Below are 15,351 nucleotides of genomic sequence, written 5' to 3'. Positions count from 1 at the left end.
GAAAGGGGCATGAGCGACAAGGTCGGCATCATCGGCAGCGGGTTGATCGGCCGGGCCTGGGCGATGATCTTCGCCCGCGCCGGCTGGCAGGTGGCCCTGCAGGACGCGGCGCCCGGCGTCGCGGAGCAGGCGGTGGGGCTGTGCGCCACCGGGCTGCGCGACCTGGCGGCGCAGGGGCTGTGCGACGAGCCGGAAGCGGCCGCCGCGCGCATCCGGGCCGCGCCGGGGCTGGCCGAGGCGGTGGCGGGGGCGGCGCTGGTGCAGGAGAACGGGCCGGAGCGGCTGGAAGTGAAGATCGCGCTGTTTGCCGCGCTGGACCAGCTCGCGGCGCCGGACTGCATCCTCGCCTCCTCCTCCTCGGCCATCCGCACCTCCGCCTTCACGCAGAGGCTGGCGGGGCGGGCCCGCTGCCTGGTGGCGCATCCGGTGAACCCGCCGCACCTGATCCCGCTGGTGGAGCTGTCCGGTGCGCCGTGGACGGCGCCCGAGGTGATCGCCCGGGCGCGGGAGATCTATGCCGGGATCGGGCAGGTGCCCGTCGCGGTGCTGAAGGAGATTGATGGCTTCGTGCTGAACCGGCTGCAGGGCGCCTTGCTGGCCGAGGCGTTCCGGCTGGTGAGTGAAGGCTATGTCACGCCCGAGGACCTGGACCACACGGTAAAGGACGGGCTCGGGCTGCGCTGGAGCTTCATGGGCCCGTTCGAGACGATCGAGCTGAACGCGCCCGGCGGCATCCCGGATTACTGCGCCCGCTACACCGGTTTCTACAAGCGGCTGGCCAACGACCCGGCGCCGGCCAGCGTCTATGACGAGGCGGCGGTGGCGCGGATCATGGCGCACTGGCCGGCCGCGCCCGACCCGGCGGCGAAGATGCGCTGGCGCGACGGAATGCTGGCGGCGCTGCGGGCGCACAAGGCGAAACAGAAGGAGTTCTGAGCATGGCGAAGCGCAAGGTCATCATCAGCTGCGCGGTGACGGGGGCGATCCACACCCCGAGCATGTCGCCGCACCTGCCGGTCACGGCCGCCGAGATCGCCGATGCCGCCATCGGCGCCGCCGAGGCGGGCGCGGCCATCGTGCACCTGCACGCGCGCAACCCCGAGGACGGGCGGCCGGACCAGACGCCTGAAGGCTTCGCCCCGTTCCTGCAGGTGATCAAGCAGCGCAGCAACTGCGTGGTGAACATCACCACCGGCGGCGCACCGACCATGACCATCGAGGAGCGCGTGCGGCCAGCGGCGACGCACAAGCCGGAAGTGGCCAGCCTCAACATGGGCAGCATGAATTTCGGCCTGTTCGGCATGCTGAACCGGTTCAAGGACTTCAAGCACCAGTGGGAGAAGGACTACCTGTCCGACAAGGGCATCATCTTCCGCAACAGCTTCGCGGACATCGAGTACATCCTGACGACCTGCGCAGAGAACAATACGCGCTTCGAGTTCGAGTGCTACGACACCGCGCATCTTTATAACCTGAAGTATTTCCTCGACCAGGGCATCGTGAAGGCGCCGCTGTTCATCCAGACCGTGTTCGGGCTGCAGGGCGGCATCGGCGCCCATCCCGACGATGTGCTGCACATGAAGCGCACGGCCGACCGCCTGTTCGGCGACCAGTACCAGTGGTCGGTGCTCGGCGCCGGGCGGAACCAGCTGCCGATCGCGGCCATGGCCGCAGCCATGGGTGGCAATGTGCGCGTCGGGCTGGAGGACAGCCTGTGGGCCGGGCCAGGCAGGTTCGCGCAGAGCAATGCCGAGCAGGTGCGGCTGGTGCGGCAGATCATCGAGGGGCTGGGGCTGGAGATCGCCACCCCGGACGAGGCGCGGGAGATGCTGTCGCTGAAGGGCGGCGATCAGGTCGGGTTCTGAGGGCACGGCATCGAGGGGGCGTCGCCCCCTCTTGCCCTGCCGCTCCGGCGGGCCACGTCCCTTTCGTTTTAGATACCGGTGGCGCGGCCACGGTTCCAGGCAGGCACGCTGTCCGTGCCATGACGAAGGGCCGGGTTGCGGCGCGCCAGGCGGCGCAGCCAGGTGCGCCCGGGCATTTCCACCAGGTGGTACAGCACGGCGGCGGCCAGCAGCGACAGCACCACGCCGATCAGGACCGGCGCATGCCCGGCGGGATCAAGCCCTGGCGCCGCGATGCGCAGCAGGTTCTTGAAGCCCGACCACACCACCGCGTGGCACATGTAGAGGGCGAAGCTGATCTCTCCCAGGTAAACCATGAAGCGGCGGGCGGCGAAGCGGGCCAGCAGGTCTTCCTCCCGGGTCAGGGCGAGGATCAGAGCGGCGAAGCCGAGCGTGCAGGGAAGCAGCGCCGTGCCCGGCAGGAACCACCCGGCCGCGAGCAGCGACCCCGTGACCAACAGCCCGGTCCAGCGGCTGAGATGCCGCGCCAGCTGCAGCCGTCCCTCGCATTCGCGCAATGCCATGCCGAGCAGGAAGCAGGCGGCGATGCGCCCGAGCGGGTGGGTGACGAGATCGGTGCCCGTGGCCAGCCACGCTGCGATGCCGATCGCCAGCCAGCCCATGAGAGGCAGGCGCATCAGCGCGGCACAGAGCAGGGGAAAGGCCAGATAGGCCGCCCATTCCGCCGAGATGGACCAGGCGGGAACGTTGGGCGAGCCGAGCCCGAACCAGGACTGCACCATCAGCATGTTGGCGAGGATGCTGAGCGGCGCGTAGGAGCCGGCATCCTGCGGCACGCGGTTGAACAGCAGGATGGCGGCGGCGTAGAGGCCGAGGGCGCCCGCCATCGTCACCATGTGCAACGGCCAGATGCGTGCGAAGCGGTAGAGGATGAAGCGGCGGTATTCAGCTCCGCTGAGGCCGGTGGCGAAGACCTCGCGATAAACGTGGTGGATGATGAAGCCGCTGAGGATAAAGAAAAACTCGACGCCCAGATGGCCGCGGGCAAACAGCGCTTCCAGCCCGAACCAGTTGGCGGTGGCGGGCAAGGTGGCGTCCATCGGCAGGTGGTAGGCGACCACCGCCAGCGCGGCCGGACCGCGGGCGCCGGTCAGGGCCGGAATGTCCTGCGCGGGGCGGGACGATGCAGGTGGCGAGGACAGCAAGGTAGGATCTCCCAGGATGGCGCCCTGCCTTTCCGTGCCCGCCAAGGTGCGGGTGGATGGAGCGCGATTTCGTCCTGGAGATCGGTACAAGTCTCAACGCGTGATACGGAATGACGTTTAGGGAACGTAACGGCAATGTCATTGCTTGAGCGGTTTGTTTCGCCGGAGAGGTGAGGCGACTGCTTCACCCTGCGCGTCAAGCGCAAGCGGTGCCGCCCCGCCGGGCGCTCAGCCATTCAGCAGACGATCGATTTCCTCCTGCGACAGGTCGGGCGTGGCCTGGGCGTCGGCATCCACGGTGCGCATCTGTGTCGACACCGCCACTTGCGGCGCCTGTGCCTCCAGTGTCACGCCAGGCACGATCTGGCCCAGCATGGTTTCCACCTGCTGCAGGTGCTGGATGGCGCGGCGGATGCGCTGGCCAGTGACATCCTGGAAGGAGCAGGCCTCGAAGATGGAGTTGACGCGGGCGGACAGAGCCTCGATCGAAGCCTGGTCCTTCTGGCCGCTGCTGATCCAGGCCTGGATGGCCTCGGTGGCTTCCATGATGGTGTTGGCGGCGGTTTCGGTGGCCTGCACCACCGCCTCCAGCTCCAGCCCGCTGTTGCGTGTGCTGGCGGCGGGGATGGCGACCAGCAGCGCGATCTGCTCGTTCACCGAGTTCAGCTTGCGGGTCAGGTTTTCCTCCGCCATGTCGGCCATGTCGGAAGTGGCGCTGAGCTCGGCGGACAACTCGGCGATACGGCGATCCACGAAGACGCGCAGTTCCTTGAACAGCGGTGCCATTTCCTCGCGGATGGCGTCGCGGATCTCGCCCGTCAGGAGCGGCGCGCGGGGATCTTCAAGGGCGGCTGACATGGTGGACGCGCTCCGGCGGGGGTTGGCCGGGCTTTGTAGCCCGGCGCCGGTAAACGCCCGGTTGTCATCGGGGCGCGCGGATCACAGCGTCGCCAGATCACCCACGGTGATGGGCTTGTAGGGCGCGCGCGGGCGCAGCGCGCCGGCCTGCTCCACCGGCATCCCGCGGGTTTCGGCGATCAGCGCGGCCACGGTGGTGGCGCACATGCGGCCCTGGCAGGGTCCCATGCCGGTGCGGAGATACGCCTTGGCCTGGTTGGGGCCGGTGGCGCCGAGGCGGGCCGCCTGCCGCACTTGGCCAGCCGTGACCTCCTCGCAGCGGCAGACCACCGTGTCGTCCTCGGGCGGGGCCAGCATCTCGGGCGTGGGGGCGTAGAGGCGATCAAGGAAGGGGCGGAGCGCCAGGGCCGCCCGCAGTGCCTGGCGGTGCGGTGCCGCGCGCTGTTCCTGCATGGCGGCGTCGATGCGGCCGAGCCGCCGCGCCGTGTCCAGCGCGGCCAGCGCGCCGGTCGCGGCCGCCGCCTGCCAGCCGCCGATGCCGCCGCCATCTCCGGCCACGGCGACAAGGTCGTGGCTGGTGGCGCCCCACGGATCGAGCACCGGGCGCCAGCAGAGCTGCGCCGCGTCCCAATCGTGCTCCAGCCCCATGGCGCGAGTGATGTGGGTGGATGGAATGACGCCTTCATGCAGCAGCAGCGTGTCGCAATCGGCGCCGCCGCCTTCCCAGGTGACGCGGCGCAGCGTGCCGTCGCCCAGCGCGCGGAGGTGGCGGGCGTGGCGTACCACCTTCATGCCGGCGCGGCGCGCTTCCAGCATCATCGCCATGCCCTTCGCCAGCATGGCGCGCCCCTGCCACAGGGCAGCGCCGGGCAGGGCGGCGGTCAGTGCCCCGCGCGCCGAGGTTTCCAGCAGCAGGGCGGGGGCCGCACCGGCACGCGCGAGCTGCACCGCCAGCAGCCAGAGCAGCGGCCCCTGGCCGGCCAGCACGGTGCGGCCGCGCGGCACGGCGCCGGCCTGCTTCAGCAGGATCTGCGCGGCGCCGGCGCTCAGCACGCCGGGCAGGGTCCAGCCAGGGATCGGCACGGGTCGTTCCTGCGCGCCCGTGGCCAGCAGCAGGCGCGAGGCCACCAGGGTTCCGGTGCCCGCCGGGCCGCGCAGCGACAAGGTGCCGCTGTCGAGGTCGGCGTGCCACAGGGTGGTGGCCGGGCGGTAATCGATGCCCGGCATGGCGCGGAAGCGGCGGGCCAGGGCTGCGCCATCCTTGGCGTATTCGCCGGTCAGGGCCGGGTCGGCGGCGGCGGCCTCCACGGCGCGGAAGATCTGGCCGCCGGGGGCGGGCTGCTCGTCGATCACGGCCACGGCAAGGCCAAGCGCGGCGGCTTCCAGCGCCGCGGCCATGCCGGCCGGGCCGGCGCCGATGATGGCGAGGTCGCAATGGGTAAGATGGGTCATGCCGCGTCCTCCGCTCTGTAGCCATGCCGGGCGCCGCGCTGCGGCGCGATGGCCATGCCGGGGGCGACCGTGACCATGCAGGCCTGCCGGTTGGAAACGCCGTCGATCTCGGCCAGGCAGTCGAAGCAGACGCCCATCATGCAGTAGGGCAGGCGGGGGCTGCCGGTGACCGGGGTTTCCCGGCTGGCGGGGATGCCCGCGGTGAGGATGGCGGCGGCGGCGGAGGCGCCTTCCGGCACTCGGACGGGCTGGCCGGCCACGAGGACCTCCACGGTGGCAGGTCGGATATCAGGCCGCTGTGCGAACATCGAAGCGCCTCGCGCTGAAGGGTGCCATGTCGGGCTCCAGCTCGCCGGCGGCGATCATGGGCGCGAGACGGTTGGCATGGGTTCCGGCAAGGGTGACGCCGGAATGGCAGTTGGCGGTGAAGGCACCGGGAAAGCGCGCCGACTGGTCGTAGATGGGCAGGCCGTCGGGCGCCATGACGCGCAGCGCCGACCAGGCACGGACGATGTTGAGATCCGCGATCCAGGGGAAGGAGCGCACGGCGCGGTTGGCGATGGTTTTCATGGCGTCCGGCGTCTGGCCCAGGTTGAAGCCGACCTCCTCCTTGCTGTCGCCCAGCATCAGCGAGCCTTCCTCGGTCTGCCGGACGGTGGTGGTGGGCATGGGAAGCACCTGTTGCGCGCGCTCGGTCACCAGGATCTGGCCGCGCTGCGGGCGCACCGGGGCGTCGAGGCCGAAGAGCGGCGCCAGGGCGGCGTTGCCGAGGCCCGCCGCCAGCACGATCTTCGGGCTGCGGAAGGACTGGCCGGCGGCCTCGACGCGGAAATCGTTCGGTGCGGCCTGCGCCTCCGTGACGCCGGCATTGGGCAGATAGGCGCCGCCCGCGCCGGTGAAGCCGGCATGCAGGGCACGCAGCAGGTAGAGCGGGCTGGCATGGCCGTCATAGGGCGTCCAGCTGACCCCCGCCACGTCGGGACCGAGGCCGGGCAGCATGTCGCGCGCCTCGGCGCCGCGGATCATGCGGTATTCGAGGGCGAGGTTGCCGGCCTCGCGCTGCAGCCGCGCCATGTATTCGCCGCGCTTCTCGAACTCCTCCTCGCCCAGGCAGATATGCACCCCGCCGGGCTGGTGCAGGCCGGTGCCGATGCCGGTGGCTGAGCGCAGTTCCTCGGCCAGCCTCGGCCATTCCTCGGCTGAGCCGCGCGTCCAGCGCTGGTAGTGCGGCGCGCCGAGTCCCTTGCTCTGCACCCAGACCAGGCCGAAATTGCCGCGGGACGCGCGGTAGGCGATGTCGCCCTCATCCAGCAGCAGGGTGGCGAGGCCGCCACGTTGCAGGCCGTACGCAATGGCGGCGCCGACCAGACCCCCGCCGATAACGATGCAGTCATGATGGGCCTTCATGCGCGGCGCTCCCCGGTCAGAAGCCGGTCGATGGGGTAGAAGCGATCCAGCACCACCAGCACCACGGCCGTGACGGCGATCAGCGCCGCCGAAACGGAGGCCACCAGCGGGTCGGTCATCTGGTCGATATAGGTGAAGAGCCGGACCGGCAGCGGCGTGTCGGTGGGCGAGGACAGGAACAGGCTGACCGTCAGCTCGTCGAAGGAGGTGATGAAGGCCAGCGTCCAGCCACCGGCGACGCCGGGCACGATCATGGGCAGGGTGATGCGGCGGAACACGGTGAACTTGCCGGCACCGAGGCTTTCCGCCGCGCGCTCGATGCGCGGGTCGAGGCCGGTGAGCGCCGCCGTCACCAGGCGGGCCATGTAGGGCACGACCACCACAAGATGCGCGGCCACCAGCGCCGTGAAGCTGCCCACCATGCCGAGGCCGGAGAAGAAGCGCAGCAGGGCGACGCCGAGCACCACATGCGGGATCATCAGCGGCGAGGCGAGCAGCGCCATCATGCCTTCCCGCCCCGGGAAGCGGAAGCGCACGATGGCCAGGGCAGCGGGCACCGCGATCAGCGCGGCCAGGGTCGCCGCCGTCAGGGCGAGCTTGATGCTGAACCAGAAGCTGTCGAGAAAGCGGGGATTGTCGGCGATGGCCGTCCACCAGCGCAGCGAGGCGCCGTCGAAGGGCATCGCCAGATAGCCCTTGTCGGTGAAGGAGACCAGGATCACCACCACCAGCGGCGCCAGGATGAAGGCGGTGAACAGCAGGTGGTAGGCGATGGCGCCGGCGCCGTTGCGTCCATTCATCAGCCCACCCCCAGCCGGCGCAGGGCACGGCGTTCGACGAGGCTGGTCCAGAGCAGGGTGGTGGCCAGGATGGCGAGCAGCAGCAGCGTCGCGACGGCGGCGCCGAGCGGCCAGTTCAGCGTGTTGAGGAATTCCGTGTAGGTCATGCTGGACGCGACCTTGAGGCGGCGGCCGCCCAGCATCTGCGGCGTGGCGAAGGCCGAGGCGGAAAGGCAGAACACCATCAGGGCGCCGGCCATGATGCCGGGCATGATGTTGGGCAGCACCACGCGCCGCAGCACCGCGACCCGCCCGGCGCCGAGGCTTTCCGCCGCCCGCGCCAGGGCGGGATCGAGCCGGCCGAGGCTGGCCCAGACGGCGAGCACCACCAGCGGCACCATGACGTGCACGAGGCCGAGCACGATGGCGAGCTCCGTGTACATCAGCCGGAACGGCGCGCCGGGGATGCCGATGGCCAGCATGGCCTGGTTGAGCAGCCCGTTGGTGCCGAGCAGCACCATCCAGCCGAAGGTGCGCACCACCACCGAGACCAGCAGCGGGCCGACCACCACCAGCAGCATCAGCCCGCGCCAGCGCGGCGCCATGCGGTGGATGATGATGGCCTCGGGCACGCCGATCAGGATGCAAAGGGCGGTGACGATGGTGGCGAGGCGGAAGGTGCGTTCCATCACCTCGTAGAACAGGGCATCGCCCGCCAGCTCGGCATAGTTGGCGAGCGACCAGATGGGCAGGATGCCCTTGTCGTAGTCGAAGCCACGGAAGGAGAGCAGCGCGACGCTGATCAGCGGGATGAGCAGCACCGTGCCCAGCGTCAGCAGCGCCGGCGCCGAAAGGGCGGCTGGAGCGAAGCGCGCGCGGCTCACGACAGCGTTCCGTCCATGCGGCGCAGGCTGTGGGCATCCCAGTCGAGGGCGATGCGCTCGCCTTCGGCGGCGGGGGGCGTGCCGGTGTTCTGCACCGTCACCATCATGTCGCCCACGGCGGTTTCCACGCGCACCAGCCAGAAGCCGCCCAGGAAGACGCGCGAATGCACCGTGCCGGCCAGGCCCGAGGAGCCTTCGGGATGGATGCGCAGCCGCTCGGGGCGGATGGTCAGCGCGATGTCGCCGGTGTGGCCGGCGAAGCCGTCGGGCAGCGGGAAGTTGTGGCCGCCGCATTCGGCGCGGCCCGAGCCGGCACGGGCGGGCAGGCGGTTGGAGCGGCCAAGGAAATCGGCCACGAAGCCGTCGGCCGGCGCGTCATAGGCGCGCCAGGGCTCGTCGATCTGCACGATGTTGCCGGCCTGCATGACGGCGACGCGGTCGCACAGCGCCATCGCCTCCTGCTGGTCATGCGTGACCAGGATGGTGGTGACGCCTACGCGCTTCTGCAGCTCGCGCAGCTCCACCTGCATTTCCTCGCGCAGCTTGGCGTCGAGGTTGGACAGCGGCTCGTCCAGCAGCAGCAGGCGCGGCTCGATCACCAGGGCGCGGGCCAGGGCCACGCGCTGCTGCTGGCCGCCGGACATCTGGCGCGGATACCGCTCGGCCAGGTGCGAAAGATGCACGAGGTCGAGGGCGCGCTTCACGCGCTCGGTCCGCTCGGGCTTCGGGACCTTTCGCATCTCCAGGCCGAAGGCGACGTTCTCGGCCACGTTCATGTGCGGGAACAGGGCGTAGGACTGGAAGACCAGGCCGATGTTGCGGCGGTTGGCCGGAATGGCGGCGAGGTCGCGCCCTTCGAGGCGGATCGCGCCCGCGCTCGGCGTCTCGAACCCCGCGATCATCTGCAGCGTCGTGGTCTTGCCGCAGCCGGAAGGGCCGAGCAGGCCCAGGAACTCGCCCTGGGCCACCCGCACCGAAACCTCCCGCACCGCCGCGACGCTGCCGTAGTGCTTGGCAATGCCGTCCAGCACCAGAAAGTCGGCGGCGGGCATGATCAGCGCTCGACCTCGCGCTGCCAGCGGCGGGTCCATTCCTGGCGCGCAGGGTTGATGGTGGCCCAGTCCACCGCGACCAGCTTTTTCACCTGCTCCTCGCCATAGATGACGGTGGCGGCGATCTCCGGTGTCAGCTTGGTGTTCTTGTTGGTGGGGCCGGAGCCGTAGCCCTCGGAGAAGGCGGCCTGCACTTCGGGCGAAACAAGATGGGCGACGAATTTCTGCGCCAGCTCGGGACGGGGCGCGCCTTCCACGGCGCAGGTCGCGGTCATCAGCGCGATGCCGCCCTCCTTGGGGGCGATGAAGCCCATGGGGAAGCCGGCAACCTGCATGGCGCGGGCGCGGGACGAACCCCAGACGGCCATCCAGATCTCGCCCGAGGTGAACATGTCGCTCATCTTGCCCGGGCTGCTCTCATAGGCGAGGACGTTGGGGTTCACCTTTTCCCGCATCGCCTTGAATCCGGGGCCGGGTTCCTTTTCGGAACCGCCGTTGAGGCGCGCCATCATGGCGACCGTGTGCACGCCGTAGGAATTGTCGATGCCGGGGATGGAGATGCGGCCCTTGAGGTCGGTGCGCGCGAGGTCGTTCCAGGAGGTCGGGACGGGAAGGTTCCGCTCCTTGAAGATCTTCTCGTTGTAGGCGAGGCCGGTATAACCGAAGCCGGTGCCGAGCGCCTTGCCGCCATCGAGCACGGCGATGGGATAAAGGCTGTCAATCACCGCCTTGTCCGCCGTCTGCTGACAGAAGCCGAGCGAGATCGCCTGGTACATCGGCCCGTCATCGACGACGATGACGCCGATCTGCTGGCTGCCCTTCTGCGCCTGCAGCCGTGCCAGGCTGTCGGTGGAGTTGCCCGCCAGATAGTCGACCTTGACGTTGTTGGCTTTCTCGAAGGCGGGGATCACCTTCTCGCGCATCAGCGCCTCGTACGATCCGCCATAGGCGGCGACGACGAGGTTTCCCTGCGCTTGGGCGGCCGTGCTCAGGCCAAGCAGCGACACCGCCGCCAGCAGCGTTCTCTTCAACATCCCAGATCCTTTCTCGCCCTGCCCGGGCGCGGAAAACGGGCTGTGGCATCTTTGCTCGCCTGCGCCGCTGCGCGTGCGGCCGTGTGACCGTGCCATTCATCCGTCCCGGTCCGCCCCGGAAAGATCACCCAGGCTGGACCGGATTGCCTCGCGACGGCAAATGCTTAATCCTCGCGGTTTCATTCCTTCAGGTAGCGAGATCCCGCATCATGACGCCTGCGCGGCTGCGCCAGCTCGAGGCTTTCCTGGCGGTGCTCAGTTCGGGCGGGGTAGGGCAGGCGGCGGAAATGTTGTCGCTGTCGCAGCCTGCCGTGACCAAGCTGTTGCGTGCGCTGGAGGAGGAAACGGACCTGCCTCTGTTTGATCGTTCGCGGCGGAGGCTGCGGCCGACGCCGGAGGCACGGCGGCTGGCCGTGGAGGTGGAGGCGATGATGGGGGCGGCGCGACGAGTGGACCAGCTGGTTTCCGACATGCGCAGCGCCGGCGTGGGGGAGTTGCGCATCGCCTCGCTGCCGCTGCTGGGCACGGTGTTCATGCCGCGCCTCCTCGCCGCTTTTGCCGAGAACGAGGGGCAGCCGCGCCTGGCGCTGACGGTGGCTTCGTCGCACGAGGTGCTGGAGGCGGTGGGGGCGGGCCAGGCGGAGCTGGGCTTCGTCTTGCCGCTGGAAGGCATGGCGCCCCTGGAAGTCGCTGCGCCCTTCCGCATGCCCGCTGTGCTGGTGGTGCCGCCGGGCCACCGCCTTGCCGGTTCCGCGGGTGTTGCGCCGCGCGAGATGGAGGGGGAGGCGATGGTGATGCTCGGGCGGCAGTACCGCCTGCGTCACATGATCGACGAGTTGTTCGAGCGGCACGGCGTGAGCCGCCGCATCACCGCCGAGACACAGAATGCCGAGGCCGCCGTGGCCATGGCAGGGGCGGGGCTGGGCTGCGCCGTGACCGATCCGGTGACCGCCGCGCTGGGCGCGCCGCCCGAGCGGCGGGTGAAGCTCTCGCCGACCGCCGAGTTCCACGTGCATGTGCTGGCGCCGCCGGGCCGGCCGCTTTCCACCCTGGCGCGGCGTTTCCTGGGACGGGTTGCGGAAGGGCTGGCGGGGTTCGGCGTGCGGCCGGCGGGCGGGCGGCGCGGGGCGCGGGCGGAACGGGTTGATTCGCGCGCGCGGTGATCTAGCCTCGGCCTCCGGCTCACGATCGGGAAGGCTTCCGCATGACGTTGGCGATGAGTTGGGATGAGTGGCACCGGCAGGATGCGGTGGGGCTGGCCGCACTGGTGCGGGCGGGGCAGGTGACGCCGGCCGAGCTGGCCGCGCAGGCCGCGGCCGCCAGCGCGCGCGTGAACCCGGCCTTGTCGGCCGTGGTGGAACTGTTCGACGACGTGATCGCTGACCCGCTGGCCGACGGCATGAACCCTGGCGGCGTGTTCGCCGGCGTGCCTTACCTGATGAAGGATCTGGGGCCGACGCTGAAAGGGCGGAAGCAAGAGATGGGTTCGGCGCTGATGCGCGGCCATGTCGCCACCGCCGACAGCTATCTCACGGGCCGCATTCGCGGGGCAGGGCTGAACATCATCGGCCGTACCACGACTCCGGAGTTCGGCTGCTGCTCATCCGCCGAGAACCCGGCGATCTACGTGACCCGCAATCCCTGGAACATGGATTACACGAGCTGCGGCTCCTCTGCCGGCACGGCGGCGGCTGTGGCGGCGGGAGTGCTGCCGCTGTCCCACGCGACGGATGGCGGAGGGTCGATCCGCATCCCGGCGGGCGTGTGCGGCAATCTCGGGCTGAAGGCGTCCCGCGGGGTGTTCTCGATCGCGCCGGGAGCTTCGGACCTGACCGGCCTGGTGTCCACTCAGGGCTGCCAAAGCCGCACCGTGCGTGACACGGCGGCCTTCGTGGATGCCTGCCGCGGCGGTGCGCCGGGCGAGTTCATGCCCTATTGGCAGCCGGAGGAGCCGTATTCGCAGCTGATCCGGCGCGACCCGGGCCGCCTCCGCATCGCGCTGTCGCATGAATGGGGCGATTACCGTGCCGTGCCGGAGTTTGTCGCCGAGCTGGAGCGGGTGGGCAAGTTCCTGGAAGCGCTGGGGCACCATGTGGAATGGGCGGTGCCCGCGGTCGACTTCCGTGCCGCCTACGCCGCGCAGACCACCTGTTACATCACGAATTTCGCGCAGACGGTGGCCTCGCTGATGCGGCTGAAAGGGTTGGAGCGGCCACCCGCCGAGCTGATCGAGCCGATGAACATCCGCATCTGGGAGGCCGGCATCGATGCCAGTTTTTCCGAGCGCTTTGCCATGCAGGCCGTGTTCAACAGCACGGCTCGCGCCTTTGGCGCTTTTTTCGAGGAATGGGACATCCTGCTGACGCCGATCACCGCGTTGCCGACGCCACCGATCGGCACCACCGAGTATCTGACCCTCAGCGACAATCCCGATGTGCGCGACTGGTTCGGCAATTTGTGGAAGTTTTTCGCCTACACGCCCCTGTCCAATCTGTGTGGCATCCCGGGGCTGTCCATGCCTCTAGGGCGGCAGGAACATGGGCTACCGCTGGGCATCCAGGCGCAGACGAAGCAGGCGGGTGACGGGCTGCTGCTGCAGCTGGCGGCGCAGATCGAGCGGGCCATCGACGGCCGGTGGAATAACGGCCGGTTGCCGCCGGTGCATGTGACGTCGGAACGGTAAGCCGACCGCCGCGGCCGCTCAGAAGAAGGGTGGACCAAGGCGTGGCCCACGGTCTTGCCGGTTCATTTCCCGCTCGGTGAGGGAGGCAGCGAAGCCCACCCGCGGCATCGGCGGAAGCTGCGCCAGTCGCGCCAGCGTCGCCTCGCCGCCCGGTTCGAACAGCGGCGGGTTCAGGGCGGCGCGCGCTGCCGCCGGGTCACCGCCTCGCAGCGCGCGGAATGCCGCGTAGAGCGCGTCCACCACCGCTTGCGGAGGCGCGTTGGGCGCGATGCCGATGGCGCCGCGCAACTCGGCGAGGCCGCGTCGCAATTCCAAGCCTGCCAAGGGAGAAAGGCCGATCCAGCGGGGACCGGACGGAATTTCCACTGCCAGATACTCGTAATTGGCCGCGGCACGCGCGGCCTCGTCCGGGCGCCCGGCCAGCGCGCTGGGAGTGTTGAAGGCATAGGCCGTGTTGAGGATGGCTGCCCGCGTCGGATCTCCCGCGCCCTGCACGGAGTCGGGCGGCAGGACCGCGGAGGGCGGTGCCGGCCCGCCTGCGGCGCAGCCTGCAAGCAGGGCCGGCCCGGTCAGCAGCACGCCGAGCGCGCTCCGGAGCAGCGTGCGCCGGCCGCGCTGCGGGCCGGAAGCAGACAAGGCAGCGGCGATCATCGGAATCTCCTGGCGAACGGCCGACAGACCTGATGTGGGAGGTGGCCGCGTGTCGGCAAGCCGTGCCGCCGGAACGCACTGCCGGCGGACGCCGCATTGAAGCCCTGTGCCGCCCCTGCCATGCTGCCGCCGAAAGAATGTGCGGCGCATACGCCGCGGAGGAGGGTCGGCCATGCAGTTTCAGGATCGTTTCCGCGGGCGCACCGCCATCGTGACCGGGGGTGCCTCCGGCATCGGGCTCGACGTGGCCACCCGGCTGGTGACGGAAGGAGCCAGGGTTTCGCTGTGGGACATGGATGCGGCCGCGCTGGACAAGGCGCGGACAGCCAGCGGAGCGGCCGACGCCCAGATCCTGGACATCGCCGACGATGCGCAGGTGGCGCGCGCCATGGAAGGCAGCCTCGCCGCACTCGGCAAGCTGGATGTGATGGTGTGCAGCGCAGGCATCACAGGGCCCAACACCACCGTGCGCGATTACCCGGTGGAGGCCTGGCGGCGCGTCATCGATGTGAACCTCAACGGGCTGTTCCTGTGCAACCGTGCAGCAGTGCCGGCGATGGAGAAGAGCGGCTATGGCCGCATCGTCAACATCGCTTCCGTGGCCGGCAAGGAAGGCAATCCGAACGCCTCGGCCTACAGCGCGTCGAAGGCTGCGGTGATCGGACTGACGAAGTCGCTGGGCAAGGAGCTGGCGAAGAGCCAGATCCGGGTGAACTGCGTGACGCCGGCCGCCGTGCGCACCGCCATCTTCGACCAGATGACGGAGGAGCACATCGCCTTCATGCTGTCCAAGATTCCCGCCGGGCGCTTTGGCCAGATCGCCGAGGTGACGGCGCTGGTCTGCTGGCTGGCAAGCGAGGAATGCTCCTTCAGCACGGGCGCGGTGTTCGACGTTTCCGGCGGACGCGCGACCTATTGAGGGGGCTCAGCGCAGCACGCCATGGCGGGTGGGCAGCGGCGGGCCGAGATCGAGCCAGGGCTGCGCCGGACCAGGGCGGGGGCGCGCTGGCCGCTGGATGACCAGCATGTTCGACATGCGCAGCCGCGCTGCCAGCTCACCGGCGGCGATGGTGGACCATAGCTCGGCGCCGCCCTTGCGGGCCCGTCCGCGCCGGTCGAAGCGCATGGCGTAGCCGAGCACCGAGGCGACCTCGGTGTCGTCGGCGACGCGCCAGTCGCGGCCGTCCAGCTCGACCGAGGCGAGGTCGGGCAGCAGCGCGTCGATCTCGCGCAGCAGCCCGTCCACAGCGTCGGCGATGGCACGGCGATCCTGCGCCAGGGCCATGCCGCGGGCCAGGCCGCGTGCCTCGGCGGCGGCCTCGCGGATCGTGCAGCCCTGGGCAAGGCCGGTGCGAATCGTCTCGCGCAGCAGGTCGAGAACGCCCGGATCGACATGGGGGGGATCGACCGGTGCGGGCTTGGGGGAAAGGGGGGCTTGGTCGGTCATGGGAAGATTTTGTTCATGATTCGTTCTCACAGTC

16 protein-coding genes are annotated in these 15,351 nt (G+C 69.9%); 5 read left to right on the top strand and 11 right to left on the bottom strand.

The genetic code is table 11. From position 1 onward, the window contains the following. The first annotated feature begins 9 nt into the window (after positions 1-9). Positions 10-936 (top strand): 3-hydroxyacyl-CoA dehydrogenase, encoded by a 927-nt coding sequence (locus tag ACFOD4_RS04160; RefSeq protein WP_379594633.1) that lies wholly within the window; start codon positions 10-12, stop codon positions 934-936. A gap of 2 nt (positions 937-938) precedes the next feature. Further along, the gene (locus ACFOD4_RS04155) at positions 939-1,865 is read left to right on the top strand and encodes a BKACE family enzyme (protein WP_379594631.1); all 927 of its coding nucleotides are present in this window, start codon (positions 939-941) and stop codon (positions 1,863-1,865) included. Positions 1,866-1,933: 68 nt separating this feature from the next. Here ACFOD4_RS04155 and ACFOD4_RS04150 read toward each other — a convergent pair whose 3' ends face one another. The 9 genes from ACFOD4_RS04150 to ACFOD4_RS04110 form a co-directional block, all read right to left on the bottom strand. Further along, a complete protein-coding gene (locus ACFOD4_RS04150; protein ID WP_379594629.1) occupies positions 1,934-3,070 on the bottom strand; it encodes an acyltransferase family protein in 1,137 nt (378 codons plus the stop codon). Positions 3,071-3,298: 228 nt separating this feature from the next. Then, entirely contained in the window at positions 3,299-3,928 is a 630-nt protein-coding gene (locus ACFOD4_RS04145) for a hypothetical protein (RefSeq protein WP_379594627.1), read from the bottom strand. An 81-nt stretch (positions 3,929-4,009) separates the two neighbouring features. Continuing rightward, positions 4,010-5,380: an FAD/NAD(P)-dependent oxidoreductase gene (locus ACFOD4_RS04140; protein WP_379594625.1), complete on the bottom strand. Its 1,371-nt coding sequence runs from the start codon at positions 5,378-5,380 to the stop codon at positions 4,010-4,012. Next, on the bottom strand, positions 5,377-5,688 hold the full coding sequence (locus ACFOD4_RS04135; protein WP_379594623.1) for a (2Fe-2S)-binding protein: 312 nt from the start codon (positions 5,686-5,688) through the stop codon (positions 5,377-5,379). Before ACFOD4_RS04135 ends, ACFOD4_RS04140 begins: the two co-directional genes overlap by 4 nt. Further along, positions 5,669-6,787, bottom strand: coding sequence for an NAD(P)/FAD-dependent oxidoreductase (locus ACFOD4_RS04130; protein ID WP_379594621.1), 1,119 nt, complete (start codon positions 6,785-6,787; stop codon positions 5,669-5,671). The genes ACFOD4_RS04135 and ACFOD4_RS04130 overlap by 20 nt, the downstream gene beginning before the upstream one ends. Continuing rightward, the gene (locus tag ACFOD4_RS04125) at positions 6,784-7,587 is read right to left on the bottom strand and encodes an ABC transporter permease (protein WP_379594619.1); all 804 of its coding nucleotides are present in this window, start codon (positions 7,585-7,587) and stop codon (positions 6,784-6,786) included. Before ACFOD4_RS04125 ends, ACFOD4_RS04130 begins: the two co-directional genes overlap by 4 nt. Then, a complete protein-coding gene (locus tag ACFOD4_RS04120; RefSeq protein ID WP_379594616.1) occupies positions 7,587-8,450 on the bottom strand; it encodes an ABC transporter permease in 864 nt (287 codons plus the stop codon). The genes ACFOD4_RS04125 and ACFOD4_RS04120 overlap by 1 nt, the downstream gene beginning before the upstream one ends. After that, positions 8,447-9,502: an ABC transporter ATP-binding protein gene (locus ACFOD4_RS04115; protein ID WP_379594614.1), complete on the bottom strand. Its 1,056-nt coding sequence runs from the start codon at positions 9,500-9,502 to the stop codon at positions 8,447-8,449. The genes ACFOD4_RS04120 and ACFOD4_RS04115 overlap by 4 nt, the downstream gene beginning before the upstream one ends. A 2-nt stretch (positions 9,503-9,504) precedes the next feature. Beyond that, positions 9,505-10,536 (bottom strand): ABC transporter substrate-binding protein, encoded by a 1,032-nt coding sequence (locus ACFOD4_RS04110; RefSeq protein ID WP_379594612.1) that lies wholly within the window; start codon positions 10,534-10,536, stop codon positions 9,505-9,507. A 209-nt stretch (positions 10,537-10,745) separates the two neighbouring features. On the opposite strand from ACFOD4_RS04110, the gene ACFOD4_RS04105 reads away from it, so the two are divergent. Together ACFOD4_RS04105 and ACFOD4_RS04100 are read left to right on the top strand one after the other, a co-directional pair. Further along, positions 10,746-11,699 (top strand): LysR family transcriptional regulator, encoded by a 954-nt coding sequence (locus ACFOD4_RS04105; protein ID WP_379594610.1) that lies wholly within the window; start codon positions 10,746-10,748, stop codon positions 11,697-11,699. A gap of 41 nt (positions 11,700-11,740) precedes the next feature. Then, on the top strand, positions 11,741-13,219 hold the full coding sequence (locus ACFOD4_RS04100) for an amidase (RefSeq protein ID WP_379594608.1): 1,479 nt from the start codon (positions 11,741-11,743) through the stop codon (positions 13,217-13,219). An 18-nt stretch (positions 13,220-13,237) separates the two neighbouring features. Here ACFOD4_RS04100 and ACFOD4_RS04095 read toward each other — a convergent pair whose 3' ends face one another. Beyond that, positions 13,238-13,870 carry a hypothetical protein gene (locus ACFOD4_RS04095; RefSeq protein ID WP_379594606.1) on the bottom strand — a complete coding sequence of 211 codons (633 nt, stop codon included), beginning with the start codon at positions 13,868-13,870 and terminating at the stop codon, positions 13,238-13,240. 172 nt (positions 13,871-14,042) lie between these two features. Here ACFOD4_RS04095 and ACFOD4_RS04090 point away from each other — a divergent pair, with 172 nt between their 5' ends. After that, positions 14,043-14,789, top strand: coding sequence for an SDR family NAD(P)-dependent oxidoreductase (locus ACFOD4_RS04090; protein WP_379594604.1), 747 nt, complete (start codon positions 14,043-14,045; stop codon positions 14,787-14,789). Positions 14,790-14,795: 6 nt separating this feature from the next. Here the strand turns inward: ACFOD4_RS04090 and ACFOD4_RS04085 are convergent, their stop codons facing one another. After that, a complete protein-coding gene (locus tag ACFOD4_RS04085; protein WP_379594602.1) occupies positions 14,796-15,317 on the bottom strand; it encodes a hypothetical protein in 522 nt (173 codons plus the stop codon). Between the last annotated feature and the right edge of the window lie 34 nt (positions 15,318-15,351).

Source organism: Teichococcus globiformis (assembly GCF_042646265.1).
GTDB lineage: Bacteria > Pseudomonadota > Alphaproteobacteria > Acetobacterales > Acetobacteraceae > Pseudoroseomonas > Pseudoroseomonas globiformis.
Note: the sequence above shows the minus strand (reverse complement) of the source record. Positions and strands in the feature narration are given on the sequence as shown.